The organism is Desulfopila sp. IMCC35006 (assembly GCF_005116645.1).
GTDB lineage: Bacteria > Desulfobacterota > Desulfobulbia > Desulfobulbales > Desulfocapsaceae > Desulforhopalus_A.
Genome location: NZ_SWCM01000006.1, coordinates 259,510 through 286,375, shown reverse-complemented (window position 1 = coordinate 286,375; position 26,866 = coordinate 259,510). Strand labels below are relative to the sequence as shown.

The 26,866-nt window shown below is 51.0% G+C and carries 21 protein-coding genes; 10 read left to right on the top strand and 11 right to left on the bottom strand.

Features of this window, described 5'->3' with window-relative positions:
* Positions 1-11: 11 nt before the first annotated feature.
* The gene (locus FCL47_RS12700) at positions 12-1,010 is read right to left on the bottom strand and encodes a TAXI family TRAP transporter solute-binding subunit (RefSeq protein ID WP_136813874.1); all 999 of its coding nucleotides are present in this window, start codon (positions 1,008-1,010) and stop codon (positions 12-14) included.
* A 314-nt stretch (positions 1,011-1,324) separates the two neighbouring features.
* Between FCL47_RS12700 and FCL47_RS12695 the strand changes: the two genes are divergently transcribed.
* The gene (locus tag FCL47_RS12695; protein WP_136813873.1) at positions 1,325-1,921 is read left to right on the top strand and encodes a flavodoxin family protein; all 597 of its coding nucleotides are present in this window, start codon (positions 1,325-1,327) and stop codon (positions 1,919-1,921) included.
* Between the two features lie 237 nt (positions 1,922-2,158).
* On the opposite strand, the gene FCL47_RS12690 is transcribed toward FCL47_RS12695, so the two are convergent.
* From FCL47_RS12690 to FCL47_RS12680, 3 genes are all read right to left on the bottom strand, one after another.
* Complete coding sequence (locus FCL47_RS12690; protein WP_136813872.1) at positions 2,159-3,880, bottom strand: sensor domain-containing diguanylate cyclase; 1,722 nt, start codon at positions 3,878-3,880, stop codon at positions 2,159-2,161.
* 106 nt (positions 3,881-3,986) lie between these two features.
* Positions 3,987-4,190, bottom strand: coding sequence for a hypothetical protein (locus FCL47_RS12685; protein WP_136813871.1), 204 nt, complete (start codon positions 4,188-4,190; stop codon positions 3,987-3,989).
* 185 nt (positions 4,191-4,375) lie between these two features.
* Complete coding sequence (locus FCL47_RS12680) at positions 4,376-4,978, bottom strand: class II aldolase/adducin family protein (RefSeq protein WP_136813870.1); 603 nt, start codon at positions 4,976-4,978, stop codon at positions 4,376-4,378.
* 567 nt (positions 4,979-5,545) lie between these two features.
* Here FCL47_RS12680 and FCL47_RS12675 point away from each other — a divergent pair.
* A complete protein-coding gene (locus FCL47_RS12675) occupies positions 5,546-7,513 on the top strand; it encodes an acyl CoA:acetate/3-ketoacid CoA transferase (protein WP_136813944.1) in 1,968 nt (655 codons plus the stop codon).
* 153 nt (positions 7,514-7,666) lie between these two features.
* On the opposite strand, the gene FCL47_RS12670 is transcribed toward FCL47_RS12675, so the two are convergent.
* Entirely contained in the window at positions 7,667-9,907 is a 2,241-nt protein-coding gene (locus FCL47_RS12670; protein ID WP_240744228.1) for a thioredoxin domain-containing protein, read from the bottom strand.
* A 219-nt stretch (positions 9,908-10,126) separates the two neighbouring features.
* On the opposite strand from FCL47_RS12670, the gene FCL47_RS12665 reads away from it, so the two are divergent.
* The 5 genes from FCL47_RS12665 to FCL47_RS12645 all read left to right on the top strand — a co-directional run bounded on the left by FCL47_RS12665 (position 10,127) and on the right by FCL47_RS12645 (position 15,086).
* Positions 10,127-10,723 (top strand): TetR/AcrR family transcriptional regulator, encoded by a 597-nt coding sequence (locus tag FCL47_RS12665; RefSeq protein WP_136813869.1) that lies wholly within the window; start codon positions 10,127-10,129, stop codon positions 10,721-10,723.
* Between the two features lie 149 nt (positions 10,724-10,872).
* A complete protein-coding gene (locus FCL47_RS12660) occupies positions 10,873-11,910 on the top strand; it encodes an NADP-dependent oxidoreductase (RefSeq protein WP_136813868.1) in 1,038 nt (345 codons plus the stop codon).
* Between the two features lie 25 nt (positions 11,911-11,935).
* Positions 11,936-12,616 (top strand): type 1 glutamine amidotransferase domain-containing protein, encoded by a 681-nt coding sequence (locus FCL47_RS12655; RefSeq protein WP_136813867.1) that lies wholly within the window; start codon positions 11,936-11,938, stop codon positions 12,614-12,616.
* A 122-nt stretch (positions 12,617-12,738) separates the two neighbouring features.
* Positions 12,739-13,896 carry an iron-containing alcohol dehydrogenase gene (locus FCL47_RS12650; RefSeq protein ID WP_136813866.1) on the top strand — a complete coding sequence of 386 codons (1,158 nt, stop codon included), beginning with the start codon at positions 12,739-12,741 and terminating at the stop codon, positions 13,894-13,896.
* Between the two features lie 122 nt (positions 13,897-14,018).
* Positions 14,019-15,086 (top strand): patatin-like phospholipase family protein, encoded by a 1,068-nt coding sequence (locus FCL47_RS12645; RefSeq protein ID WP_136813865.1) that lies wholly within the window; start codon positions 14,019-14,021, stop codon positions 15,084-15,086.
* A gap of 22 nt (positions 15,087-15,108) precedes the next feature.
* On the opposite strand, the gene norR is transcribed toward FCL47_RS12645, so the two are convergent.
* On the bottom strand, positions 15,109-16,662 hold the full coding sequence (norR, locus tag FCL47_RS12640) for a nitric oxide reductase transcriptional regulator NorR (RefSeq protein WP_136813864.1): 1,554 nt from the start codon (positions 16,660-16,662) through the stop codon (positions 15,109-15,111).
* A gap of 285 nt (positions 16,663-16,947) precedes the next feature.
* On the opposite strand from norR, the gene FCL47_RS12635 reads away from it, so the two are divergent.
* Both FCL47_RS12635 and FCL47_RS12630 read left to right on the top strand, forming a co-directional pair.
* Positions 16,948-17,268, top strand: coding sequence for a cupin (locus FCL47_RS12635; RefSeq protein WP_136813863.1), 321 nt, complete (start codon positions 16,948-16,950; stop codon positions 17,266-17,268).
* A 78-nt stretch (positions 17,269-17,346) separates the two neighbouring features.
* Positions 17,347-17,538: a ferredoxin gene (locus FCL47_RS12630; RefSeq protein ID WP_136813862.1), complete on the top strand. Its 192-nt coding sequence runs from the start codon at positions 17,347-17,349 to the stop codon at positions 17,536-17,538.
* A gap of 138 nt (positions 17,539-17,676) precedes the next feature.
* On the opposite strand, the gene FCL47_RS12625 is transcribed toward FCL47_RS12630, so the two are convergent.
* Complete coding sequence (locus FCL47_RS12625; RefSeq protein ID WP_136813861.1) at positions 17,677-17,994, bottom strand: hypothetical protein; 318 nt, start codon at positions 17,992-17,994, stop codon at positions 17,677-17,679.
* A 401-nt stretch (positions 17,995-18,395) separates the two neighbouring features.
* On the opposite strand from FCL47_RS12625, the gene FCL47_RS12620 reads away from it, so the two are divergent.
* Complete coding sequence (locus FCL47_RS12620) at positions 18,396-19,598, top strand: hypothetical protein (protein WP_136813860.1); 1,203 nt, start codon at positions 18,396-18,398, stop codon at positions 19,596-19,598.
* 7 nt (positions 19,599-19,605) lie between these two features.
* Here FCL47_RS12620 and narI read toward each other — a convergent pair whose 3' ends face one another.
* The 4 genes from narI to FCL47_RS12600 are packed head-to-tail and all read right to left on the bottom strand — an operon-like array spanning position 19,606 to position 26,042.
* Positions 19,606-20,277: a respiratory nitrate reductase subunit gamma gene (narI, locus tag FCL47_RS12615; protein WP_136813859.1), complete on the bottom strand. Its 672-nt coding sequence runs from the start codon at positions 20,275-20,277 to the stop codon at positions 19,606-19,608.
* A gap of 1 nt (position 20,278) precedes the next feature.
* Entirely contained in the window at positions 20,279-20,857 is a 579-nt protein-coding gene (gene narJ / locus FCL47_RS12610) for a nitrate reductase molybdenum cofactor assembly chaperone (RefSeq protein WP_136813858.1), read from the bottom strand.
* Positions 20,858-20,872: 15 nt separating this feature from the next.
* On the bottom strand, positions 20,873-22,297 hold the full coding sequence (gene narH / locus FCL47_RS12605; protein ID WP_136813857.1) for a nitrate reductase subunit beta: 1,425 nt from the start codon (positions 22,295-22,297) through the stop codon (positions 20,873-20,875).
* Positions 22,287-26,042: a nitrate reductase subunit alpha gene (locus tag FCL47_RS12600; RefSeq protein WP_136813856.1), complete on the bottom strand. Its 3,756-nt coding sequence runs from the start codon at positions 26,040-26,042 to the stop codon at positions 22,287-22,289. The genes narH and FCL47_RS12600 overlap by 11 nt, the downstream gene beginning before the upstream one ends.
* Positions 26,043-26,866 lie beyond the last annotated feature (824 nt).

Below are 26,866 nucleotides of genomic sequence, written 5' to 3'. Positions count from 1 at the left end.
TTTCTAAGTCACTAAAGTATTTCTTTAATGGCTTCTAAAACAGGATTGAGCTCTTTTGGCGGGTTCTGCTTCGTCGGAGTTGTCGATTTCCCGCGGTAATTTTTTACGCATTCGTATTGGTCCCAGCCTTTTAAGGGATATTCAAGATCGACGGATTTCCATTTCGGATGTCCATTTTCTTTCAGCCAGTCCATATTGCTGGCCAGGATATCGGCAAACCTTCCCACATTCTGACAATTACCCATCTTAAAGTCATAGGAGATAAGCACTGCCTTGACCGCAACAGATTCAACCGGCTTCGTCTGCCATGCATATGTATTCGCCGGGATCTCAGATTTCGGGTAAAATTCGATAATACTTTTATTGAGAATTGGAATAAGCGCCAGGCCATCACCTGCCGTCACCTGTTCCGTAAAAAGTTTGACAGGATATCCTGCGACATAAAACAATCCATCGATCTTACCCGCTTTTAATTGCGGGAGGGCTTCATCGGCGGCAATTGTAATCAGCTCCGCGGGCTTGATGCCAGAAACCTCGAATAATAGCTTGGCTGTCAGATAGGTGCCGCTGCCTTCCTGACCGATTGCGACTCTTTTTCCCTCCAGTTGATCGAAATCAGCAATGGTATTTGTGCCCAGCAGGTGCACTTCTTCGTTATAGAGCGGATAGACCATCTTTATCTTCTTGGCGATGCTCTTGAGTGTCGGGTCGGTCTGGACCTTGGCGACAAAGGCCAGCACATCCGATTGGACAATTCCCAACTGTGTGTTGGGCCTTTTGTAGACCGCATAAACATTTTCCACCGAACCATTTGAGTTGCCAACTTTCAACATAATGCCTTTTGAGTCGACTAATTCGGCAAGGTCCAGGCCAAACTGGTAATATGTTCCTTTAGGGCCGCCGGTGACCATGCCCATCGTTACCGGTCGACTTCTTTCAGCAAGAGATATTCCCGTAAACAAAAAGACAATTAAGAGTGAAAAAGAAAACTTGATGATTGTTTTATTCATTGTCTGATCTCCACTTTTGGTCACTGAAATTTACGTTATAATAAAGAATACCTCGATATAAATGTTTCTTCTGCAGACCTTCAACAAAAAGAATCTACCTGATTACCTTTAAATTATCAATTCTTTGATCTTGCTCCTGCCGGGAAAAAGTATGACCATGGCTATCTGATGGATATTTTGCATGAAAAATATCTCAACCGGGGAGTAAGATTGCAATACAGGAATTGTAATGCGAATGGTGGGGTGGTAAAAAGGGCTAACGGCAGTTTTGGTAGAGGTTTGGAACTGAAAATTGTTTCCGGTCAGGAGGATACATGGTTAAAATTATAGCAATTTATGGTAGTCCCAGACGAGAGGGAAATAGTTCTGCCCTGCTGAAGCAGGCAGTCGCCGGCGCCCGGCAGGAAGGAGCTGAAGTGGAAGAAGTGGTTCTTCGGGATTATAAAATTTCACCGTGTATGGAAATTTATGCCTGTATAGAAAGCGGGGAATGTGCCATTCGCGATGATTTTCCGAAAATTCTGGCCAAGCTCGAATCTTGTACCGGTATTATGCTTGCCTCCCCGATCTTTTTTTATACGGTGAGTGCGCATACAAAAATATTTATGGACAGGTGCCAATCTCTTTGGGTCCGCAAGTATTGGATCGAAAAACAGCCTTTCAGCGGGGCACCTAAGACCCGAAAAGGATTGTTTATTTCTGTCGGAGCAACAAAGGGCAAAAAACTGTTCGACGGCGCGCTGCTCACTGTCAAATATTTCTTTGATGTCTTGAGTGCAGGATTATGGAGAACCGTTCTTTGCCGAGGGGTGGACCGCAAGGGTGAGATTGAGGGGAGGGAAGATTACCTTAAAGAAGCCTTTGAGGCGGGCAGGGCGCTTGCGAAAGAGCTGCAGAAAGACAGTGCTTGAACTGCAACTCACTTACCCCGCCTAAAAGCTTTGCGGGGTTTTTCTTAATACTCGCTTGTCGGGTGCTCCGTTCAGTGCCCCCTTGCGGGGTATAAGTTCCTTCACGAAATAATTCTCCTGTAAACAGCGCAGGAGAATTATTTCTAAGTCACTAACCCCGCCTAAAAGCTTTGCGGTATAAGTTCCTTCACGAAATAATTCTCCTGTAAACAGTGCAGGAGAATTATTTCTAAGTCACTAAAGGGCAAACCGGCTCTTTATCGCGGCTTTATGGGTGTACATATTGCGATCAGCGACGATCAGCAGGTCTGCAGCGTTTTCGGCATCATCTGGGAAGTGCGCTTCTCCGATCGCCCCGGCCAGGGTGAGTGGTGAGGCATCGAATGTTTCCAGAGGTGCCGCCAGGGCCTGTTCGATATTTTTTCTAATCGGCGCAATGTCATTTTTTGACTGAACATCATTGAGTGCGATGATAAACTCATCGCCGGCGTAGCGGGCAACAAAATCATGTTTTCGGATATGGTTGCGCAACCTCTGGGATATTTCGATCAATGCCTGGTCTCCGGCATCATGACCAAAGCGATCGTTGATTAACTTAAAATCGTTGAGATCAATGAACAGGAGTGCAAAGGGAGCGCCTTTTTTCTGTCCCTGAGAATGTTCTACTGCCGCTTGCAGATACTGTTCAAGCGCATACCTGTTGGGTAATCCGGTGAGATAGTCTGTCTGGAGCCGTTGCTGCATGGCGGAAAAACTTTTGGCCAGGTCGCCAATTTCATCCCTTCTCCTGATATCGATAGGTTGTTCGACAAAGCCACTGTCAACACGGTTTACCGCAAGAGAGAGGATTTTTAAATCCTTGGTCACCCAATGCACAATACGCAGACCGACCAGGATAACCAGGATGGTGGTTGCGACGCCGAGCAGCAGGGTGCGGAGGACATTCTTCTCGATGCCTTCCATGAAATCTTCACTGGGAAGTGCTACAACATTTATCCATTTCAGCCCCGCGCCGTCTTCAAATTTACTCAGAGCTACATGGATCTTCTTTTTGTCATTGCCCTCGAAGAAAAAAGTGATGGGTTTATTGATTTCGGTTTCCGGTGAAAGGTACGGCAGAATGTGCTGGTAAATTTCGGTTAAAAGAGGGTGTCCGCTGTCGCCTGCATTGACTCGGATGTTTTCGCCTGCATTGTTTTGTCTGATATTTGGGCTGCAGGACGACGCTATGAGGTTGCCGTCCGGTTCAAAAATGAAAGCGACCCCATTAGGCGATATTTTCAGGCTGCTGACAAAATCGTTCAACGCCCGCAGGGGCATATCCGTCGCCACAACTCCCTCAATTTCCTGTCTGTTATTTAGAACTTTCCGGGATCTTGTCGCCACCAGGTCATGGGTGCCAAAATCTATGTATACAGATGTCCAGGTGTCATGGATGGCGGTTTGCGCGGCCTGATACCAGGGGCGTTGCCTGGGGTCAAAAAGTTGTTTCTCAATCTTTCGGGAGCGCATTTCACCATCAATCCCTTCAATTTGATAGATGCTGCGATGTTCCTCCGGTGTATACTTTATGCGTAATTCCCCTTCGTCAAGCGAGTGACGAAAAAGGCCCATGGCCTGACCGGACCTGTTGCCATAGTAAACATAGTTGTTAGGGTCAATGTGTAACGAGGTGGCAATCCAGAAACGGGTACGCATATTTATGAAATCGGATTCAATGGACACGGGAGCGAGCATTCCATTGGGAAAAGCTGCTTCCAGTGTCGCCACGGAACCGACAACATGGCGGTCAACTGCCTGGCTGATACGGCTGACAGTCTCTCGCAAGAGGTGTTCGGAGACTGTCAAAACGGCCTGTCCTCCAGTGAAATAGGAGAGGGTGCCAATCGCGACAGCGAGGGCTATGACCAGTGCCACATAAGGAAAAATAAGGACGGAGCGCAGGGAAAAATTTACCATCAGACCTGTTCTTGTCTCAGGTTAACACGATATCTCCGCCATGTAGAGGTAGTAACACAAACAGCAGGGTGGCGAGGACGAATATCAGTAGACTGTCAATGGAGTTTCAGTGATAGACTCGCTCCACCAGATTGAGTTGTTCCAGGGCGTGAAGATCATCCACCCAGGAATTGTTTTTATTTTTGGTAATGATGAAACGAATCTGGTTGGCGGGTTTTTGACGTGGGGGTTGTTTTATATCGACGACATTTTCCGTCGTGGGTAAAAGTTTTTTCTTCTTGCTTCCAAGGGGTTTGAAGTCATCTTCCATGCCGAACTCTCCTCACTTCAAGAAATAAATGATAAAACATTTTTTATATCGTATCACATTATATAGGAAATTTGTAAAGAGTAAATGGGAAAGAATACCGGAAATCGAGACGGGGATTTGAAGGGAGCGGATATGTAATAGTGCAGCCATCCGGGGATCGACATAACGATGCTAAGTCGAGCTTATCAGCGCATCTGCAATAAGCTGATAAGTTCAGAAAAATAGTGCAAGGTCACTTTTCCGGCCGCTTCGATAGTTTTTCCCAAAGCAACAAAACCGTGATCTTTCAAGATGAAAAACAAGGTTGTCTGGTCGACGAGATCAAGGGCAGATTGAGCAAGTTCCGGTGTCCCGTAGGCATGAAACTCTCTGGTGACTGGAATATTCAGGGCTTGTGCATGGGTGTTGAGCAGGGAACAGTGACCATGCAGGATGGCGTTGATATCGGGGAGTTTCCGATACAGTACATAATGCAGGAAACTTTCCGATGAAGGCGCAGCGACTCCTTCTGTACGAAAGGTGGTCGTTGATTCGTCCAGGCCGACGACGTGGCAATAATCATCCGGCTGCAGTATCTCAGCGGGGATCATTGCCGATTTGGTGATAACAAAGGATGCATCCCCGGTTCTGTAGGAGTGATTCCCGTAAGCGCCTTCTGCGTGCACAGGGGCCAGGCCCAACTGTGAAAATAGATGCGCCCAGCGGTTGAGCTCTGGTAAACGCCGGTCGTAATCGAAGCTGGTATCGGTTCGATTGTACTGAAATTTCACTCCCTGATATTTCTCCATAAGCGACCTGGTTGACAAAGTTGATCTGGATCCATTTATTTATAGAACGTATGAGTGATTCGACGTCTTTTTTACTCGACAGGGGCTGAGGCAGCCGTTTTTGACTCTTTATCGCAAAAGGATGAGGTTTGCAAGAGACCTTGTAATGTTTTGTAGCCCATGCATCCTGGCTTGAGCGATCTCCTCTGTTATTCCCGAGTTATTGTAATCATCTTGAACAAATAAGCTCTATATCCACAGGCAGGAGCTGATCGTTGCCATTGACCCTTTGCCACTCTAGCCATATATCGTTTTGCAGGGTTCCCACGAACTACTTTGGTCCTTTACTGCAACAATGTTGCGATACCGTCTAACACGATATATAGAAGGAGCTGCGTGCAAAATATCGAAACAAAAGAGTTGCCTTGGGCTTGAACCCCCAAAGGAACTCCCACTTCTTAATAAAATCTTATTTGATAATCATAAAGGAACGCATTCGTGACAACAAACAAACCAACGCCAGACCGTGAAGAGTCGCAGATACCCAACGAAACCTCCACGGCTGTTTTGAAAAATTTAGCCAATGCCATGCCCCTCCTGCGCACAGTGGTAAAAAAGAATAAAATCGTTTCGGCTGAAGAAGCGGTCCGGATTATTCGAGATAAAGATACGGTGGCTTTTGGTGGATTTGTGGGCATCGGATTCGCTGAAGAAATTGGCGTGGAACTGGAACGTTTCTTTCTTGAGACTAAGCACCCAGAAGACCTTACCCTTATCTTTGCTGCAGGTCAGGGGGATGGTAAAAACCGCGGCTTGAACCATCTGGCACATAGCGGTATGATCAAACGCATCATTGGCGGACACTGGGGCCTTGTCCCCAAGCTTCAGGCGATGGCCATGTCCGGGCAGGTTGAGGCGTACAATCTTCCTCAGGGGGTGATTTCGCATCTTTACCGGGATATTGCCGCCCATAAACCCGGCAACCTGACCAGAGTCGGCCTGGGGACCTTTGTCGATCCACGTAACGGTGGCGGTAAACTGAATAGTAAAACCGTTACCGACATTGTGCGACTGCTGGAAATTGACGGCCAGGAATATCTCCTCTATCAAGCCTTTCCCATTAATGTGGCGATTATCCGCGGCACTACCGCCGATATGGACGGCAATATCACCATGGAGAAAGAGGCTTTAACAGCTGATTCACTTTCTATGGCCATGGCCGCTAAAAATTCCAATGGATTCGTAATCGCCCAGGTGGAACAGATTGCCGAACGCGGTACCCTCAACTCCCGCCAGGTGAAAATTCCTGGTATTCTGGTGGACTGCCTGGTGGTGAGTCAACCGCAAAACCATTGGCAAACCTTTGTCACTCCCTACAAGTCCTCTTACAGTGGTCAGATGAAAATACCGATGGAAACCATCACGCCCATGCCGCTGGATGAGCGCAAAATCATTGCCCGTCGGGCAGCTTTTGAGCTGAAACCAAACAGTGTGGTGAATTTGGGCATCGGTGTTCCGGAAGGGATTGCCTGTGTGGCCAATGAAGAAAAGATACTGGATTTCATCACTTTAACCGCGGAGCCTGGAGTTATCGGCGGTGCACCGGCAGGGGGACTCAATTTTGGCGCCGCCGACAATGCTACTGCGCTCATCGATCAGCCTTATCAGTTTGATTTGTATGATGGTGGCGGTCTGGATGTCGCGTTTTTGGGTATGGCTGAAATTGACGCGGAAGGCAACATCAATGTAAGTAAATTCGGTCCCCGGCTGGCGGGTGCCGGCGGATTTATAAATATCAGCCAGAATGCGAAAAAAGTTGTGTTTGTCGGTACATTTACCGCTGGCGGATTAAACTGCCAGCTTGACCATGGATGTCTGACTATCAAGGGAGAAGGCAAATTTAAAAAATTTGTCAAACAAGTCGATCATGTCACCTTCAGCGGTAAATATGCAGCCAGGTCAAACCGTAATATCCTTTACATTACGGAACGTTGTGTGTTTACCTTAACCCAAGATGGTCTCGAGCTTGTTGAAATTGCCCCTGGGGTGGATCTGCAGAAAGATATTCTGGCGCACATGGACTTTGCGCCTGTTATACGTCAACCGCTTAAATTGATGGATGCCAGGATTTTCAACCCCGAACATATGGACTTAAAGCAGGATTTACTGAGCGTATCCATTCACGAACGGATTACCTACAGTACAAAAATGGACATCCTGTTTGCAAATCTTGCCGGCTATACTGTTAAAACGAAAGAAGATATCGATGCAGTCAAGACTACCATCGTAAACCTTCTTCAGCCGCTGGGCAAAAAGGTCTATGCTATTGGCAACTACGACGGTTTCAATATCAATCCGGATCTCATTGAAGCGTACACCGAAATGCAGACCTATTTAACGCAAAACTATTTTTCCAAAGTCAGCCGCTATACAACCAGTGCGTTTCTGCGCATGAAACTGGGAGCTTCCCTGGAAAAGCGGGGGCTGGCCCCACATATTTATGAAAGCAAAATTGAGGCGCATCAGTTTTTAGAATCCCATGGAAGCGATGTATGATACGGGCATACTGCAGAATCTCCCTTGAGGACAGTTCTCCGTCTCCCTGAAAAAAAGTATGGCAAGGATATTGGGAACAATATCCTTGCCGAGTGATAATTCGTCACCCCGTTCTCGGGGAAAGTGGTTTGGATTGGAAATTTGGGCTGGCGATTATGGATTCTTTTTGTTTTCTTCCAGCTGTCGCTGCAGGGTGATTGGATCTGTGACCGGCATCGTGCAGGTAAAATCAGAACATACATAGGCGGTTGCTTTCCCCCCCAGCGGTGCGACACTTTCCATAAATGGGAGCTTTCGGGCGAGGTATGCCTGGTTTTGTCCGCCGTCAGCAAAGAGAAGCAGTCGAGGTTCGGAAAACGTACTGTCAACAACGCGCAGCAGGGCTTCTGTATCATCCGCCCCAGGTTTGCCGGCGATCACAATCTGAGATGGTTTGGCATTAATGTGCTGCCAGGCGGTGAGCATCAGGGGCAGGGCCGGCGGATAGTCGTTGATGACGTCACTGAAGGATTCCACGAGACGTCGCGCCATCTGTTGCCACTGCGGCGCATTGTGCAGCTGCGCAAGACGCAGGAGGTTGTGGGTCGCCACGGAGTTCCCGGAGGGCTCCGCCCCGTCGCTGCTGCCCCGCATTCTGATCTTGATGCTGGGATCGGCCGCACCGTCGAAAAAAAATCCTCCAGTTTCATGCCAGAACAACTCAATCTGTCGCTCGGTCAAATCCACCGACCAGCTGAGCCATTGCGGGTCATGGCTTGCCCGGTAGAGCTCGAGCAGGCCGTCCACAAGATATGCGTAGTCAGACAGCTGTCCGGCCAGCCCGGCTTGTTTATTGCGGTAACGGCGCAATAGGTTCCTGCTGGTGTCGTCGCAGAGGTGCTCTTTAATAAATGTTGCCGTCTGCAGAGACGCGGTAAGGAACTGCGGATCCTGCAGGATCCTGCTGCTCCGGGCTAGCGCTCCGATTACCATTCCGTTCCAGGCGGTGATCACCTTGTCGTCGAGATGCGGGCGCTTTCGCTGTTCACGGGCTTTGAAGAGCAGTTCCCTGGAGGCCGCAATACTTTCGATAATATATTCCGTAGCCATCTTTAATTCGGCAGCCAGCGCCTCGTCGGTTGTGGCCCAGTAAAGAATATTCCTGCCGGTAAATTCGGCCATGGGGTCCTGCTGCACATTGCCGTTCTTTTTTATCCCAAAACCGCGGGTAAAAATGGCGGCAGCCTGTGCGCCGAGTCTTTTGACAATATCCTCTTTCGTCCAGAGATAAAATGCACCTTCGCCATGCTGTCCCGGACTGTAGGGGTTGTCGCTGTCAGCATCTTCAGCCGAATAAAAACCACCGGCCGCATCACGCATATCGCGCAACAGATAGGTGAAAATCTCTTTGGCGGTCCGCGCATAGACCTCATCGCGGGTGATTTGATAGGCGTCAAGATAGGCATTAGCCAGCTGAGGCTGATCATAGAGCATTTTTTCAAAATGCGGGACGAACCAGTGATCGTCGACAGAGTAGCGATGAAAACCACCCCCGAGCTGGTCATGCATGCCGCCTTCGGCCATCTTCCGGAGGGTAAATAAGGCCATGTCTTTGGCCTTTTTTTCCCCTGTGGCCTTGTAGTGGGAAAACAGAAAGGCAAGAACCACCGGCCTGGGAAATTTTGGCGCCTGGCCGAAACCCCCTTCCCGGGGATCATAGTTCTGTTCGAGAAGACTAAAGCCACGTTGGAAGACATCCGATTGGATGGCGGCGGGACTGGCTGCGTTCCTCCTTTCCAGTGCAGCAACCATCCGCGTCGCCGAATCCTGCAGCTCTCCTTTTTGTTCCAGCCAGACCTGATGGATGGTTGTCAACAGATCTTTAAAACCGGGGCGATTACTGGATACCGATAGTGGGGGGAAATAGGTGCCCGCATAAAACGGGCTGGCGTCCGGGAGCAGAAAAACCGACATGGGCCAGCCGCCGGATCCCGTCATCGCCTGGGTTGCGGCCATATACATCTGATCGATGTCCGGTCTCTCTTCACGATCGACCTTGATGCTGACGAACCATTGGTTTAAAATGGCGGCGATTGCAGGATTTTCAAAGGATTCATGGGCCATGACATGGCACCAGTGGCAGGTGGAATAGCCGATGGAAAGAAATATTGGTTTGTCTTCCTTTTTTGCCCTGGCGAAGGCTTCATCTCCCCAGGGGTACCAGTCCACCGGATTGAAGGCATGCTGCAGCAGATAGGGGCTTTGCTCATCGATCAGGCGGTTTGCTCTTTCGCCGGCGGCCAGCCTTTTCTGCACCTGCTGATGAATTCGGTTGCCACTGTTGTTTGCCGAGGCGCTCAGCACCATTATCGGCAACAGACTTATGGTAAGACCAGCGATGATTATCCAGAACATTGATTTCTCTCCTGCGTTCAGCGGGGATATTGTCAGACGTGTATCCTACAGTGTGGTGCCTGGGTGAGAGAAAGTCAATTCTGCTGGATGAGAAGAGCAGCTGGAGCCGGATGGTTAAAAGCAAGGTTTATTACGTACCGGGCAATTTAAAAGTTTATTTCCGAAATAATAATGCAACCGCACTAGACGACCGGTCTATTAAGTATTATCATCTCTGCCATGAAGAAAGATACCAAAGATACGCGTCAGCACATATTAGATACCGGCTATAAGCTCATTGTCAACAAAGGTTTCTCCAGCGTGGGGTTGACAGAAATTCTCCAGTCTGCAGGAGTACCTAAGGGGTCGTTTTACCACTATTTCAAGTCTAAAGAACAGTTTGGTGAAGAAATCATCAATAATTATTTCAGGGAATACCTTGTTGCTCTGGAGACTGTTTTACAGCCACGAAGTGATTCTGCCTGCCACCGCCTGATGAACTACTGGCAACGCTGGGTTGAGACGCAATCCGCTTCGTGTGTTGACCAAAAGTGTCTGGTTGTCAAATTGAGTGGTGAGGTGGCTGATCTTTCTGAACCGATGCGTATCGCTTTACGCAACGGATCTGCTCAGGTCGTTCAAAGAATAGCACGGTGCATTGCAGAAGGCCTTGAAGATGGTTCGATAGTAACGATCAATCCCGCTGTGACTGCAGAGTGTCTTTACAACATGTGGCTTGGGGCAACGCTGATGAGTAAATTGCAGCGTAACAATGATGGCCTGCAACAGGCTCTGCACATTACCACGTCAATTTTGACGAACAATACGGTGGCATAAAGAGGAGCCATCTGTTTGCTCGAGAAGGTAATCTTGCAAGTCTCACTAGACGACTGGTCGACTATGAAAACAGAGTCGCCGTGCATAAAACCAATGAGGTATACCAATTACCTCATTGCAAAACATAAAATGGTAAAAGGTAAAATATTATGGAACAAAGGAAGAATATAAATCGCCGTATCGTGCTTGCTTCGAGGCCTAAGGGGGCACCTGTGCACGACAATTTTCGGTTGGAGGAAGTCGCAATACCAGTTCCGGCGGAAGGAGAACTATTGCTGCGGAGCATCTACCTGTCACTCGATCCGTACATGCGCGGGCGGATGAGCGACGCACCGTCGTATGCTCCGCCGGTGGGTGTCGATGAGGTAATGGTGGGTGGTACTGTGTGTCAAGTCGAAGAATCCCGTAACCCTGATTTTGAAAAAGGCGAATGGGTTTTGTCCTACAGTGGCTGGCAGCTCTATGGAGTATCCGATGGTACAGGTCTCGTCAAGTTGGGTAAAAAGCCCGAACATCCATCTTTTGCTCTGGGCATCTTGGGTATGCCTGGCTTTACCGCGTATATGGGATTGTTAGACATCGGTAAGCCAAAGCCAGGTGACACCCTGGTGGTAGCTGCTGCGACTGGACCGGTTGGGGCCACTGTCGGACAGATTGGCAAGTTGAAAGGTTGCCGTGTGGTCGGCGTTGCCGGGGGGGCTGAAAAATGCAGTTACGCCAAAGGGACTCTTGGTTTTGATGAGTGTCTGGACCACAAAGATCCGGATTTTGCCGATAAGCTGAAACAAGCCTGTCCCAAAGGGATCGATATTTATTATGAGAATGTTGGCGGCAAGGTGTTTGATGCGGTTTTACCTTTGCTGAATGTTGGGGCAAGAATTCCCGTCTGCGGCCTTGTGTCACGATATAATGCAACCAGACTTCCCGATGGTCCCGATCGTTTGTCGGTGCTCATGGGAACGATTTTAGTCAAACGCATAAAAGTGCAGGGGTTTATCATCTTTGACGATTATGGGCATTGCTATGACGAATTTTCCAAAAACATGACTCAAATGGTGGCAACCGGGAAAATACATTATCGGGAACAGATTGTCGAAGGCTTGGAGAATGCGCCGCAGGCATTCATGGGCCTGCTGGAAGGGAAAAATTTTGGCAAACTTGTCATCAAGGTTAATAAAGAGCTGTAATACTATATAATTATAAGGTGAATTGATGAAAATTTTAATGGTTCTTACCTCACACGATACCCTTGGGGATACGGGGTTAAAGACCGGTTTCTGGTTAGAAGAATTTGCTGCCCCATACTTTGTCTTTAAAGACCATTCTTTTGCAGTTGACCTGGCATCCCCGCAAGGCGGGCAGCCCCCGCTCGATCCTAAAAGTGATGAGCCGGATTTCCAGACAGCGGCGACAGCTCGTTTTAAAAAAGACGACCAGGCGCAGCGGGCGCTTGCCAACACTCTCCGTTTAGATTCGATCAACCCCGACGACTATGATGCCGTTTTTTACCCTGGCGGGCACGGGCCACTCTGGGACCTGGCCGAAGATACGAACTCTATTTCCTTGATTGAGGATTTTTATCAAAAAGGAAAACCGTTGGGACTTGTCTGTCATGCCCCCGGAGTTCTGCGCCATGCAAAAAATGCCCAAAAAGAACCATTGGTTAAAGGCAAACAAGTAACCGGTTTCAGTAACACCGAAGAAGCCGCGGTTCAGCTGACCAAGGTCGTTCCATTTTTGGTGGAAGACATGCTGAAACAAAATGAGGGCGTGTATTCTAAAGGTGAAGACTGGGGAAGTTATGTTGCAGAAGATGAAAACCTGGTAACGGGTCAGAACCCTGCCTCATCGGAAGCCGCAGCCTTGCGTATTGTTGAACTTCTCCGTCGTTAAGGGGAGTGATCTTCATCGTAAACAACATTCCCATACCTTCTACCAAGGTATTTTTTTAATAGTTTCAGGATGGAAACTCAATAGATATCGTAACTGTTACGGACCTGTGGAGGTCAATTATTATGCTCGATTTTAACTTTGCAAATCCCACCCATATACTTTTTGGTAAAGGGAAAATAGCCGAAATAAAGAACAAAATCCCTGCCAAAAGTCGTGTGCTCATAACCTATGGTGGTGGGAGTGTTAAGAAGAACGGCACTTTGGATGAGGTGCTCGCCTCCCTAAGTGATCATACCGTCTTTGAATTCAGTGGTATAGAACCCAACCCCACGTATGAAACGCTGATGAAAGCAGTGGAGATGGTCCACACAAATTCCATAGATTTTTTACTGGCAGTCGGCGGCGGTTCTGTCATAGATGGAACAAAGTTTATTGCCGCAGCGGCAGTGTTTGACGGAGAGCCCTGGGATATTCTGGTGCAGCACGGGGCAGGGGTCCGGAAAGCGTTGCCTTTTGGTTCGGTATTGACCCTGCCGGCGACCGGATCGGAGATGAACAGCGGCGCTGTCGTGACCCGCAAATCCTTACAGGCAAAACTCGCCTTTTTGAGTCCCTTTGTGTTCCCCGTTTTTTCCGTGCTGGATCCTGAAAAAACCTATACGCTCCCACCCCGACAGATCAGCAATGGCGTGGTTGATGCCTTTGTTCATATTGTCGAGCAATATCTCACCTATCCGGTGAACGGAAAAGTCCAGGATCGATTTGCCGAAGGACTGTTGCTGACGTTGATTGAAGAGGGGCCTAAAGCACTTGAAACCCCACAGGATTACGAAGTGCGGTCCAACCTGATGTGGGTCGCAACCCTGGCTTTAAATGGCTTGATCGGGGCCGGAGTACCACAAGACTGGGCCACCCATATGATTGGCCATGAAATAACAGCGAGGTATGGACTTGACCATGCCCAGACCCTTGCCGTGATCCTCCCCAGTGTGTTGACTGTATGTAAAGAGCATAAAAGAGAAAAATTGCTCCAATATGCGGAGCGCGTCTGGGGAATTAAGGAAGGCGACAGGGAGCAGCGAATGAATGCGGCCATAGATAAGACTCGTGACTTCTTTGAACAGATGCAGGTAAAAACACGCTTATCAGATTATGGCATTGGCAAAGACAGTATCCCGCTTCTCCTGGAGCAGCTGCAGGCTCATGGCATGATAGCTTTGGGAGAGCACCAGGATATTACCCCGGATGTAAGCAAGAAAATCCTGGAGTACAGTCTGTAAGAGATAGCTCCCTGTTCCCGCATCGCAAAGAGCCGGACAATGCGGCAACAGGGACTTATCGCCAATAGAGGAGGATCACGTGCCATGTGGGGCATCTCTTTTCAAGGCTTTTATGATAACAGATGGATATACTTTTTCTAGCCGGGCATAGAGCGTACGAACGGATTCGATCGGGTGGACTCCGTGCCGATGATGTGAAAGTGGTGGTCGGTGCTTCAGGTGCGGCCAAGTGGCTGGTGCTGCACGGCCTGGAATCTGCACTTTTCGGGCAGTGGTTTGCCGGGCGCACGAAACCGTTACATCTGTACGGTACCTCGATCGGATCCTGGAAATCCGCAGCAGCAGCCCGCCTGGACCCGCAGGCAGCATTTGACAGCCTGGCTAGAGCCTATATACATCAGCATTACCAGGGCAGGATAACTCCTGATCAGGTCGCGATCGAAGCTGAACGGATCCTCCGCAAATTTGTCGGGCCGGGCGTTCCTGAAGAGGTTCTGCAGCATCCGTACTGCCGCCTGCATTTTTCCGCTGTTCGCTGCCGCGGTCCGCTTGCATCGGATAATCCAAAGGTTGAACTGATCGGACTGGCAATGGCCTGGCTGGCTAACCGGATTTCCCGCAACCTTTTTCGCCGGTTCTGCGAGCCTTTGCTTTTTTATGACAAGAGGGACTCCCCGCCATTTCGCCGGAATGGCGAATTTCCCGCGGGAGAGGTAACGCTATCCCAGGAAAATTTGCGCCAGGCGTTGCTCGCCAGCGGGTCCATCCCCTGGGTAATGAAAAGTGTTCACACAATTTCCGGCGCTGAAAACGCTGCCTACAAAGATGGCGGTCTCTTTCACTATCATCCTGCTTTTGACTTTCTTGGCGGAGAAGAGGGTATTGTACTGTATCCGCACTTCTACTCCCAGGTGACGCTTGGCTGGTTTGATAAAAACATGCCGGCTCGAAAGGCTGATGGTCGGATGCTCTCAGACGTGCTGCTTCTGGCCCCGTCCCCATCGTTTGTGGCGGAGTTGCCAATGGGCGAGATTCCGAACCGCAGCCACTTTGTCAGCCTTGCCGGGCGCGATGAGGAACGTGTTGCTGCATGGGAGAAGACGGTGGAAATGAGCAGCAGGCTCGGGGAGCAGTTTCTGGAGGTTGTGGAGACGGGGCGGATAAAAGATCTGGTGCAGAGAATTGAATAGGCACGCTGAAAGCTTGTCTTGCCTATCGGCGCATCCCTAATCGCGTTGCAAGGTTATGGAGATTGCTGCGGTGCATATCGAGCTCGCGAGCCGCAGCCGCCCAGTTCCCTTCGTTCCGATCGAGTGCTGCTTGAATGAGTTGTATCTGAAACGATTTTACCTCCTCACGAAAAGAAAGATTTTGCCGAGGAGCGGCAGGGGGCTCGCAGGCAGGGGCAGGGCGCACGTAGAGCGCTGAGCCGAGGTCTCCGGCCAGATGTTCGGGCAGTATTCTTAAATAGTCCTCGCCCTGAGATCGCTGGGACGCCTTTAATACGGCTCTGGAGAGTATATTTTCCAGTTCACGGACATTCCCCGGCCAATTATAACGACCGAGAAGCTGTAAGGCGGCCTCGCTTATGCGAATTTCTCCCAGGCCAAGTTGTGTTTGGGCCCGTTCAGCGAAAAAGCCGGCAAGAATGGCGATATCCTCCTTTCTTTCCCGCAGTGCCGGTACCTTTATCGGGTATACATTGAGTCGGTGATACAGGTCCGCTCTGAATCTGCCTGCCTGAACCTCCGTTTCCAGGTTTCTGTTCGTGGCGGCAAGTAAGCGGACGTCCGCATGCATCATTTTTTCTGAGCCGATTCTCTGGATTTCGCCTTCCTGGATAACCCGCAGAATTTTGGCCTGAATTTCCCGGGAGAGCTCGCCGATTTCGTCCAAAAAAAGCGTACCGCCGTCGGCAAGCTCGAATTTACCGGCTCTGTCATTGCTCGCCCCGGTAAACGAACCCTTGACATGACCAAAAAGTTCACTTTCAGCGAGCGAATCCGGCAGTGCCGCGCAATTGAGATAGAGCATCGCTTTATCTCGCCGATTGGAATGGCGATGTATGGCTCTGGTTACCAGCTCTTTGCCAACACCGGTTTCGCCCAGGACCAGGATCGTATAGTCAGATTTCGCAACCAGCTCAATTTCCTGCCGCAATTTTTCAATGACCGGACTCTTGCCAAGAATGTCCCAGCCTCTCTGCAGGGCAACATCCTGCATCAGGTCTGAGGCAATCTGGCCCTGGCGTTCGGCTTTTTCTTCAAGTGCCTTGAGTAAATCCGCTACCTGCAACTGCGCGCCGGCCATAGAACCGATGGTCTGTAAATACTGTTTAGGCAGACGGTCAAAGGCTCCGACAGTAACAGAATCGGCGGTCAGAACGCCAACCAGGTTGCCGTTGACATGCAGCGGACAGCCGAGGCAGGCATGGATGTGCTGCAAGGCCTCAGGATCAGAAGCCAGCATACCGTCAAAAGGGTCGGGGAGTGGACTGTCTGCAGGAAAGAGTATTGGTGTATCTGATTGGCAGATTAGCTCCAGGCGCGGGTGTTCGCTTCGCAAATAGACTCGTCCCATCACGTCCGGGGTGAGTCCTTTGGCTGCTATGGGGATCAGTTTGTCAGCCTCGACCCTGAGCAGGGTTGCCGCATCATACGGAATGGCACGGCGGAGTGCGTCCAATAATCGTTGATAACGATCTTCCGCACTCATGACCTCGGTGAGGTCGTTCGCTATGGCTGAGAGAGTATGAAGCTTATCCATGGTTATCAATATAATAACGATGTTATGTGTATCGCAACACAAAGATGTTGTGAAAATTGATACATATTGCGTAACATATTGAAATTAAATGATTAGATTTATGGCACAGCAGTTGCAATAATTCAGGTTAAGAGAGGATGTCTTGCCTGCAAAGAGTGCACGCGAAAAAAATCGGCTTAAAAGATGAGGAGCCGGTTGTGCGCCAGAGACTCTGTTGGCGGGATGGTTATACAACATAGATCGATACTGGAAGTCTATTAAACAAAATCGACGAAAGGAGATAGCATGAAAGTTCTACAATTAAAAGATACCAATGAATTTACATCCGGCGCCATGAAAAGGTTCTTTCTGGTCGAAGACTCACCCAACTTTAAAATCGTCAACTTCAACCTGGATGAAGGGGTTACCTTCCCTGTTCACTCACATGATCTGGATGGCGAACTCTCCATTCAGGTGTTGGCAGGAGAGGGCTTTTTTCTCGGTAACGGCGAGGCGGAAATTCCAGCCAAACAGGGAGATATCCTTATCTCCCAGATTCGTGAACCCCATGGCGTAAGAGCAAAGACGCAAATGAGAATCCTGGTGACAATAGCCCCGCCTATCTGATGAACTGCATCAACAGATAGCCCCGCCCATCTGCATTAGGTGAGTGGGTAATTATCAAAAAAACATGAGGAGAATGTCATGTCTGAGAAAGTTGTAATTGATCAAGAAGAATGTATCGGTTGTGAAGCCTGTGTGGAATGTTGTCCCGCAGTATTTGCCTTTGATGACGATGCAGGAAAAGCATATGTCCTGGACGATGCAGATGCCGGAGAAGATTGTGTTGATGAGGCAATAGCTTCATGTCCGGCTGAGTGTATTTCTAAAGAATGAGGGGTGGCACCAGGGTGGTGATGGTTTTGTCAGCACCCTGGTGCTTCTCTTGACTGATTGCTGAATGAAATCAGCAAATTATTGAAAAGCATGGAAGCAATGGTCATAACTGATTTATTGGAGGCTAAATGGAGGAGCTTACTGTTTCGTAACACCTTTTTCCGGAAAGAAAATCGACCACGATTCCTTTGAGCCGGCCAACAAAGATAACCCGTCTATAAGAGGGATACTGCAAGGAGTGGCATCAACTGCTTTAGCCACAATAACCGTCGCAGGAGAAAAGTAGACGACGACTTCACAGTGAAGACGCCCCTCCGATTCGTGGCGAACGAATAAGGCCCGTTCTTTTCTGCTGCTGTCCGTCTTGTATTCTGACAAGAAAAGGTCTTTGATATGCTCTAATGCTTCTCCTGCCATCATGGCATCACCGAGATTGCTTGTAAACCAGCAGTTCATCTCTTTTCTACCTCCTCATTGTCGAAAACAGCGCGTAATTTTAGACAACCACTATGTGTGCGGCGCGCGTGTTGTCGACGTGAAAAACCAGGAATATGAATAGGCTATATTCGAATATTGTCTCTTTTTCATTAATAGAAACATAATTCTGATTACTCCTAATGTTCAGCTACTGCAACGAATTTTGGGTGGAGAATCCGCACCAGATCTTGTAGAATTTAGTTCATGAATTGATATTCTCCCGGTAGCCTGCCAACAGTTCATGGGATATGAAATTATTGTCAATGGCTGCCGGATGACATGCTCTGCTCTATTTGATGCCTGATTGCTGAAAAGAGGACCCTTGGCGACATTGTGCTAAGAGTAAATCTGGATTCAGATTTATCAAATCAAGGAGTACAATGAAGATACCTCTGGATATCAGGCGCCTGGAAGGTGCTACGATTCTTGTCGTTTGCGCTGTAGCCGCCGGATGGGCTGCCGTAACCGACTCGATACCAGCTTCGTCGGAGCTGCTCCGGACGATGTTGATCGCCGGTTGGTTTTTGCTGATCAGGCTCCTCTTTATGAAAAACATCCCCTCGCCAACCGGTTCCGGTGCGATCGTTATGGGAATCGGCATTTTTATAAACGGCGCGATTATTCATTTTGCCTCGCTCAACAATGAACTTGCCCGGCCACTTACCCAGGTTCTTTTCGTTCTCTTTCTCTTTATCGCCGGCTCCTATATTATGGATGCGGTGAAGAGAAGGCTTTTCAAGACACACTTTGCCAATCCTCTTGGCAGTTTTGCCGTTGGTACCTGGATTGCCGGCACCTCCGTGTGCGGCATCGCCCTTTGCCAGAGGCTGCCGGACTGGAAACCGTTGGTACAGATACTGGTCATCGGCAACATCGGCCTGTGGTTGTTTTTTATCAGTCGAGCTGTCAGGAATTTTTTCCTGTTCCTTACGACTGATTCCTGGCGGAAGGTGCACGGCGTGCTGCTGCTCTCGACAGTCAGTACGCAATCCCTGGTCATTGTATGGAAGGCCGCCTTTGGTACCAGTTTTTATTATCGGCTGCTTGCCCCCTGGATGATCATGTTTGGCGTGTTGTTCTACCTCGTCAGCTTTTTTCTTATTGCAAGGCGTTATGCCCAGGGGGACAGCGCTATCGATCTGGACCAAGGCTGGTTCAACACCAACTGCATCATCCACGGAGCAATGTCCATCACTGGCCTGGCCAGTGCAGTTTGCGGGGTGGTCTCTGCCAATATCATCCTCCTGATCTGGCTGTGGGTCCTGCTCTGGTTTGTCATTGTGGAAATCGTTGAGATTGCCCGTGCCGTCAAACGAACCAGACTCTACGGATTCACTGATGCTCTTCTCAGCTACGATCCGACCCAGTGGTCGAGAAACTTTACCTTCGGTATGCTGTATGCCTTTACCCTGAACTTCGATCTTGCCGGGAGCGTTGCTGCAGACACTATCCTGCAGTCACTCCACGACGCGTTGCTCCTCTATTTTGCCTGGGTTGTGTTGTTATTCTTATTCATTGAAATATTCGTCTTTTTTCGTGATCGATTGACGCCTGACGTCACCGTCACGAGATCGAAGATATGATACAGTTTTATTCCACCACCTTGCGCCTGAACAGTATCCAGCCCCGGGCAAAATATCCTGCCGGTGCACTCCAGATATGCACAAGACGGCTAAAGGGAGAAAATGCCAACAGGGTCAAAGCACTCAGGATATGTATCTTGTAGCTCCAGGGAACACTCTGCATCAGCGTAGGATCAGGGGTAAAGGTTATGATCCCCCGGATCCAGGGAGCAACCGTGTCCAGAACGTAAAAATCACCAAAAAATACATTGTAGAGACCGGCACCGACAACAAAGATAAGGCCGCCCAGAGTGACGAAGTCGTTCCAGCTGGTGGTGAGCTTGATCCGTAACACTGAGGTACGTCGATAGAGCAGTATGCCGAGCCCGATAAGTGCACCACTGCCGACCACCAGTCCACTCAAATGGGCGATTGCTGTATGCATTTGACCGTTGATGCCCACCATGTCTAAAAAACTTTGCGGGACCAGAAGCCCTCCGAAGTGGCCGAGAAAAGTCAGAATTATCCCCCAGTGAAAGATCGTTGAGCCGAAGAATAATTGTTTCTTTTCAAGAAATTCACTGGATCTCGAATTCCAGTTATAACGATCGGTCAAATACCGCAGGAGATGACCTATGGTAAAAATTGTCAGCGCAATATAAGGGAAAACAAGAAATGCCAGAGAGTTGCCCAGATCCATATCAGACCTCCTTGCTCGTGTCAGGGTGAGTGGACATACGAGGGTGTACAATGTCGGCCGCCAATTCCACCAACCCCGCATAGGGGTGGCTGTTTTTGGCCAGACGTTCCGCCAGATCAGTTACCGTGCCGAGACAGGACCACAGCAGGTCGGCGTCTTCCGGCTTTGGACATAAGGCGAGAAATTCGAGAATCATGGGCAGATAATCCGGCAGTTCGCCGATGGCCGCATCATACCCCTCCCGGTGGTACAGCCACAGGAGCGCGGCAAGAGCTTTACCGCGGTCCTCACTGTCACCCATGAGATGATAGGTCAGATACAGACTGGTGGCCGGCTCAAGGTCAAAAGCTGCGGTATAGGTTTCCTGCAGTTTTACGAGCGGGGTAGCTTCTGCATAATGCAAAAATTTCTGCAGCAGGTCTCGCCGCTGTCGATCATCTACCGTATCAACGGTTTCGCGTACGTCGACGAGATCTGTTTCCCATGAGGCGGCCGGGTAGTCGAGCAGCAACGCCAGCAGCTTACATTGCACACGATCGTTGTCAGTCATGAAATCCACCATTTCTTTCATCTCCTTCATTGCCTGCTGCCAGTCTCACCGGTAGTCGGGAAATCCTGCACAGCCCTTGATGGTATGCAGGGGATTTTTATCCAAATGTGTGGCCGTAGGGACCACAAATCGATCCTCGAGTTTAGCGATAGCGAGAAGATCATACATTTTCAAGAGAGTTGCCGTATCAAGACCGACAGAGGCGGCAATGGTGTCGTCTGGTTTTTTCTCCACCCGCACCGAGCGCATATACGCCCGGACTGCGGCCAGCCGTTTCAGGGCCAGACGAACAGGCTCTTCGTTCCCGGCGGTGAGCAGATTGGCCAGATATTTCACAGGGATCCTGAGGTTGTCGACAGCCGTCCTGATATCCTCGTTCCCCGCCAGTGCCTCGACCGGACTCAGCGGTGGGATGTACCAGACCATGGGCAGGGTCCTGAATTCCGGGTGCAGCGGCAGGGCCAGCTGCCAGGTCTTGGCCAGGGTATAAATCGGCGAACGACGGGCAGCTGCCATCACATGCTCGGGGATCCTCTGGTTAGCTGCCGCAGCGATTGTCTCCGGATCCGATGGGTCAAGAAAGAGATCCAGATGGGCCGGATACACATCCTTGTCGGGTGTAGCCGATGCCGCTTCATGGATGCGGTCGGCATCATAGAGAACCACCCCGACATAACGGATGCGGCCCACGCAGCTATGGGCACAGAGGGTTGTGAGCCCTGCCTCGAGCCGGGGATAACAGAAGATGCATTTCTCCGACCGATGCGTCCTCCAGTTGAAGTAGACCTTCTTGTAAGGGCAGCCCGATACGCAGTAGCGCCATCCCCGGCACCGCTCCTGGTCGACGAGAACAATACCGTCTTCGTCCCTTTTATACATCGCCCCGGAGGGGCACGAGGCGACACAGGCGGGGTTGAGGCAGTGTTCACACAGGCGGGGCAGGTAGAACATGAAGACCTGCTTGAACGAAAGATAGATGGCGTGATCAAGACCGCTGAAGTTGACATCCCGGGCACCGGTCTCGCAGACGCCGGCCAGGTCGTCGTCCCAGTTGGGCCCCCATTTAATCTGCATGGGTTCTCCGGTCAGCTGGGATTTAGGGCGGATTGACGGTTGGTGGTTTTTATGCGGTGCGGTAATGAGGCTCGCATAGTCATAATCCCAGGGCTCGTAATAGTCGTCAATGACGGGCAGATCAGGATTATGAAAAACACGGGCGACTTTCTGCAGACGTCCGCCGGCCGTGAGGCGGAGTTGACCGCCATCCATAACCCAGCCGCCCTTGTGCTTCGACTGGTTCTCCCACTCTCGGGGATAGCCGATACCGGGCTTGGTTTCCACGTTGTTGAACCACATGTATTCGGCGCCCTCGCGGGTGGTCCAGACATTTTTGCATGGGATACTGCAGGTATGGCAGCCGATACATTTGTCCAGGTTGAGCACCATGGACATCTGGACTTTAATCTTCATACCAATCCACCTCCCCGGCTTTACGTACCACGATTACCTCATCCCGCTGGGACCCGACCGGACCGTAATAGTTGAAGCCGTAGCTGAGTTGGGCGTAGCCGCCGATCATATGGGTCGGTTTTACCATAATTCGGGTTACGCTGTTGTGGGTGCCGCCCCGCTGCTTGGAGAGCGGGGAACCCGGGGTGTTGATGAGACGCTCCTGGGCATGGTACATGAAAGCGGCGCCGGGAGGAATCCGGTGGCTGACCACGGCCTTGGCCATGACCACTCCGTTTTCATTGAAGCACTCGAGCCATTCATTGTCTTTGACCTGCAGCGTTCGGGCGTCGACATCGCTGATCCAGATGGCCTCGCCACCCCGAAACAGGGTGAGCAGAATCAGGGTATCGGAATAGGTGCTGTGGATGGACCACTTGGAGTGGGGGGTCAGGTAGTTGAGGGCCAGACTCTTTCGCCCGTCCTCTGTTATGGACGGCTTCATTCTGGCCAGTGTTTCGGCCACGCTGTAGGGGCTGTTGTTCAGCGGCAGATGCAGAGGTGGCCGGTACAAGGGGAGCCCCTCGCCAAAATTGAGCATCCAGGGGTGGTCAAGATAGAACTGCGCCCGACCGGTCAGCGTCCGGAAAGGCACTTTTTCCTCGATATTGATCACAAATGGCGAGTAACGCCGGGTTTCCGATTCGATACCGCTCCAGACCGGTGAGGTGATGATCTTTCGCGGCTGAGCGGTGATATCGTTAAACGATATCTTTTCATCACGGCGGCCGGCACTCAGGTGGGTAAGGGCCAGGCCGGTTTTCTTCTCAACCCCGGCCCAGGATTTGAACGCGGTCTCGCCATTGGTCTCGGGTGCCAGTTTCAGGATGACCTGGGCGGCCTGCTTGCCGGTGCTAAGAGACGGCATACCATAGCTCTTACCGGGGACCGTCACCGTACCGAGCTCGGCGGCAAGCTCTGCATACTCCTCTTTGCCGGACCAGGCGACGCCCTTGGAGCCCACCCCTACCTGATGGACCAGAGGCCCCAACGCCGTCATCATTTTATAGGTATTGGGGAAATCCCTGGTGATCACCGACAGCTGGGGCATTGTTTTACCCGGCACCGGCTCCGTTTCACCCTTGCGCCAGTCAAGGATTGCCGACTGTCCAATCTCACCCGGGCTGTCGTGGAGAAGAGGCGTTGCGACGAGATCCTTCATCTCTCCCAGGTGGACTGCCGCCAGTTCGGAGAATTTTTCGGCGATCGCGCTGAACTGGTCCCAACTGGTTTTCGCCTCCCATGGCGGGTCCACCGCCGGATTGAACGGATGGATGAAGGGATGCATGTCGGTGGTACTCAGATCGTGCATCTCGTACCAGCCCGCTGCCGGCAACACGATGTCGGAGTACATGGCGCTGGTGGACATACGCAGTTCCAGGGTGACGAGAAGGTCGAGTTTTCCTTCGGGGGCCGGGTCTCGCAAGGTAATTTCCTCGGGTCGGAGTGCACTCTCAGCGTTTTGGACACTGTTGTCAACGCCCAGCAGATGCTTGAGAAAATATTCATGGCCCTTGCTGCTGGCCCCGAGCAGATTAGCCCGCCAGAGAAAGAGTACCCGGGGGAAATTATCCGGGTGGTCGGGATCTTCGACGGCAAAGCGCAGCGAGCCGTTTTTCAGTTGTTCGACGGCATGGGCGATAATATCTTTATCCGTGGCTGCGCCTTTTTCCGCGGCCTCCCGGCAGATATCCAAGGGGTTGCGATTAAACTGGGGGTAGGATGGCAGCCAGCCGAGTCGGACGGCCACCGCGTTGTAATCCGCCATGTGCCGGGGGGAACCATCACCAGCCATGGGCCAGAGAAGGGATTCGGCGTTCAGGTCATCATAGCGCCACTGGTCGGTGGCGAAGTAGTAGAACGAGGTACCGTTCTGCTGGCGTGGCGGGCGTGTCCAGTCAAGAGCGAAGGCCAGCTGAGACCAGCCGGCCTGGGGCCGGACCTTTTCCTGGCCCACATAATGCGCCCAGCCTCCGCCGTTGACGCCCTGGCAGCCGCAGAGGGTGGTCAGGTTGACGATGGCCCGGTAGATCATATCGCTGTGGTACCAGTGATTGGTCCCGGCACCTAAGAAGATCATGGACTTGCCGTGGGTCTTGGCAGCATTTTCGGCGAATTCCCGCGCTACCTGGATGACGTCCTGCGGTGGGACACCGGTTATTGCCTGCTGCCATGCCGGGGTGAAGGGCCGGGGATCGTCATAGTTGGTGGGATACTCTATCGAGGTGTCCTGCGTGCGGCCATCGTCCTCGGCTCGAGCGATCCCCAGCTGGGCGGTCATCAGGTCAAATACCGTGGTGACAAGCACATCACCTGCAGCTTTCTTGATCGTTTTGACCGGTACCCGGCCATTTTTCGAGCCGGGTCCTTTATCGTCGAAAAATGGCAGGGTGACCGTCCGCCAGCCATCACTATGGCCGCCATAGCTGAGCAGCGGATCGACCACGGCATCGTTTTGCGAATCCTGCAGGTGGAGATTCCAGTGGCCGGCGGCTTCGTCCCAGCGAAAGCCGATGCTGCCGTTGGGGACCACCCAACTTGCGGTCGTCTCATCGAAGAAAACGGTTTTCCAGCGCGGGTTGGTTGCCTCAGTTCCCAGATCGGCGGCGGTCAGGAACCGGCCCGAGACCAAGCTGTCGCCTGCTGGCTGAAGAACGACAGCAAATGGCAGATCAGTAAAGCGTTTGGCATAATCGATAAAGTAGGCGGTGGGCGTATCAATATAGAATTCCTTGACGATTACGTGGGTCATGGCCATGGCCAAAGCCGCGTCGGTGCCCGCCCGGGCCGGCAGCCAGCTGTCGGCGAACTTGACATATTCGGCGTAATCCGGGGCCACCGCCGTCACTTTGGCTCCGCGATACCTTGCCTCGGTGAAGAAATGGGCGTCCGGGGTCCTGGTCATGGGCAGGTTGGTCCCCCAGACAATCATATAGGTTGACTCATACCAGTCGGCGCTCTCAGGCACGTCCGTCTGCTCCCCCCAGATCTGGGGCGAAGCCGGCGGGAGGTCCGCGTACCAGTCGTAAAAACTGATGGCGGAGCCGCCAATCAAGGAGAGAAACCTGGTTCCTGCGGCATAGGCGACCATGGACATCGCCGGGATGGGGGTGAAACCGAAGATCCGGTCGGGGCCGTAGCGCTGGATGGTATGGACCAGAGAGGCGGCGGTGATCGTTGCGGCTTCATCCCATGACAGGCGGACCAATCCGCCTTTGCCCCGGTCGCGCTGGTACCGGCTGCGCTTCTCGGGATTGCCGGCAATATCGCGCCAGGCCTTGACGGGATCGCCATGGGTGGCGAGGGATTCCCGCCAGAGTTCCAGCAGCGAGGAGCGGATAAGGGGATATTTAATGCGGACCGGACTGTAGGTGTACCAGGAGAAGGTGGCGCCACGGGGGCACCCCCTGGGCTCGTGGTTAGGAAAACCCTCGCCGCAGGCCGGATAATCGGTGGCCTGGGTCTCCCAGACGATGATCCCGTTTTTAACATAAACATCCCACGAGCAAGAGCCGGTGCAGTTGACGCCGTGGGTGGACCGCACCTTTTTGTCGTACTGCCACCGATCACGATAAAAATGTTCCCATTCCCGCTGGCCGCAGCGATTTTCCGCCCAACCGTCCGAGATTTTCTCTTCCAGGCAGCAAGCCTCCGTGCCCCGGGGGCGAAAAAAACGAAACCGCTTCATGAAATCTTTGCCGGACATCACAACCTCCCTTAAGAGAAGGCAAAACGTTCAGACACGGAAAACTAACCACGGCAACCAGGAAAGTAAGCCGGGACTCTTTTCAGTACCGTCAAGCGGCATTAAAAAGAATACCGTCTTGAGGGGGGTAAGTACCTTCACGAAATGCATTGATAAACAACAAGAAATGCATTTCTAAGGTACTAAAGAGCCATGTTCGTTTTTAAAGTAATAGTCAGTGTCTGTGTTTCACGGTTAAAGAGCTTGATTAAGTCGGTCGCTCGCATGCATAAAATATCTGTAGCACATCAATACAATTGATATACTACTGCTTTGCTGGACGCACAATAATTTTTTCCAAGGAATGCGCCTCGATTCTTGAACAGAATGACGAAAGGCAACAGGATAACGGAGATCCTGTAGAACCTCTTCGGCAGGTTGATTTGCTTTCATACAATGAGCATAAAAGAGGAAACTTTCGCAATACAATACCAAGGAAGGTAGTCAGGGATACGATCGGGAAATATTATGTCGAGGCGATTCTTTTGAGGGGTGAATTCATTTAAATAACCCTCCTTCTGAGGCTCCACAATGGGAGAGTGTTTGTAAAAGGTCTCTTTTCTTCTCCGGTTTATTGAAAAATCCGGGCCAGTTCAAAACCCAGAGGACTGAGGGGAGACGGATCAGAAGATGGGGGTGAAGGTGAGATCCAGGCGAGTCCATCGCCCTCAATATAAATGGTAAGCAGATCATCGCCAGTCACCCGCATGTATATGGTGCGGAGGAATTCGAACTGCCAGTGTCGCTCAGGTCAGGCAGCCGATTTACAAGACCTCAATTGCGCG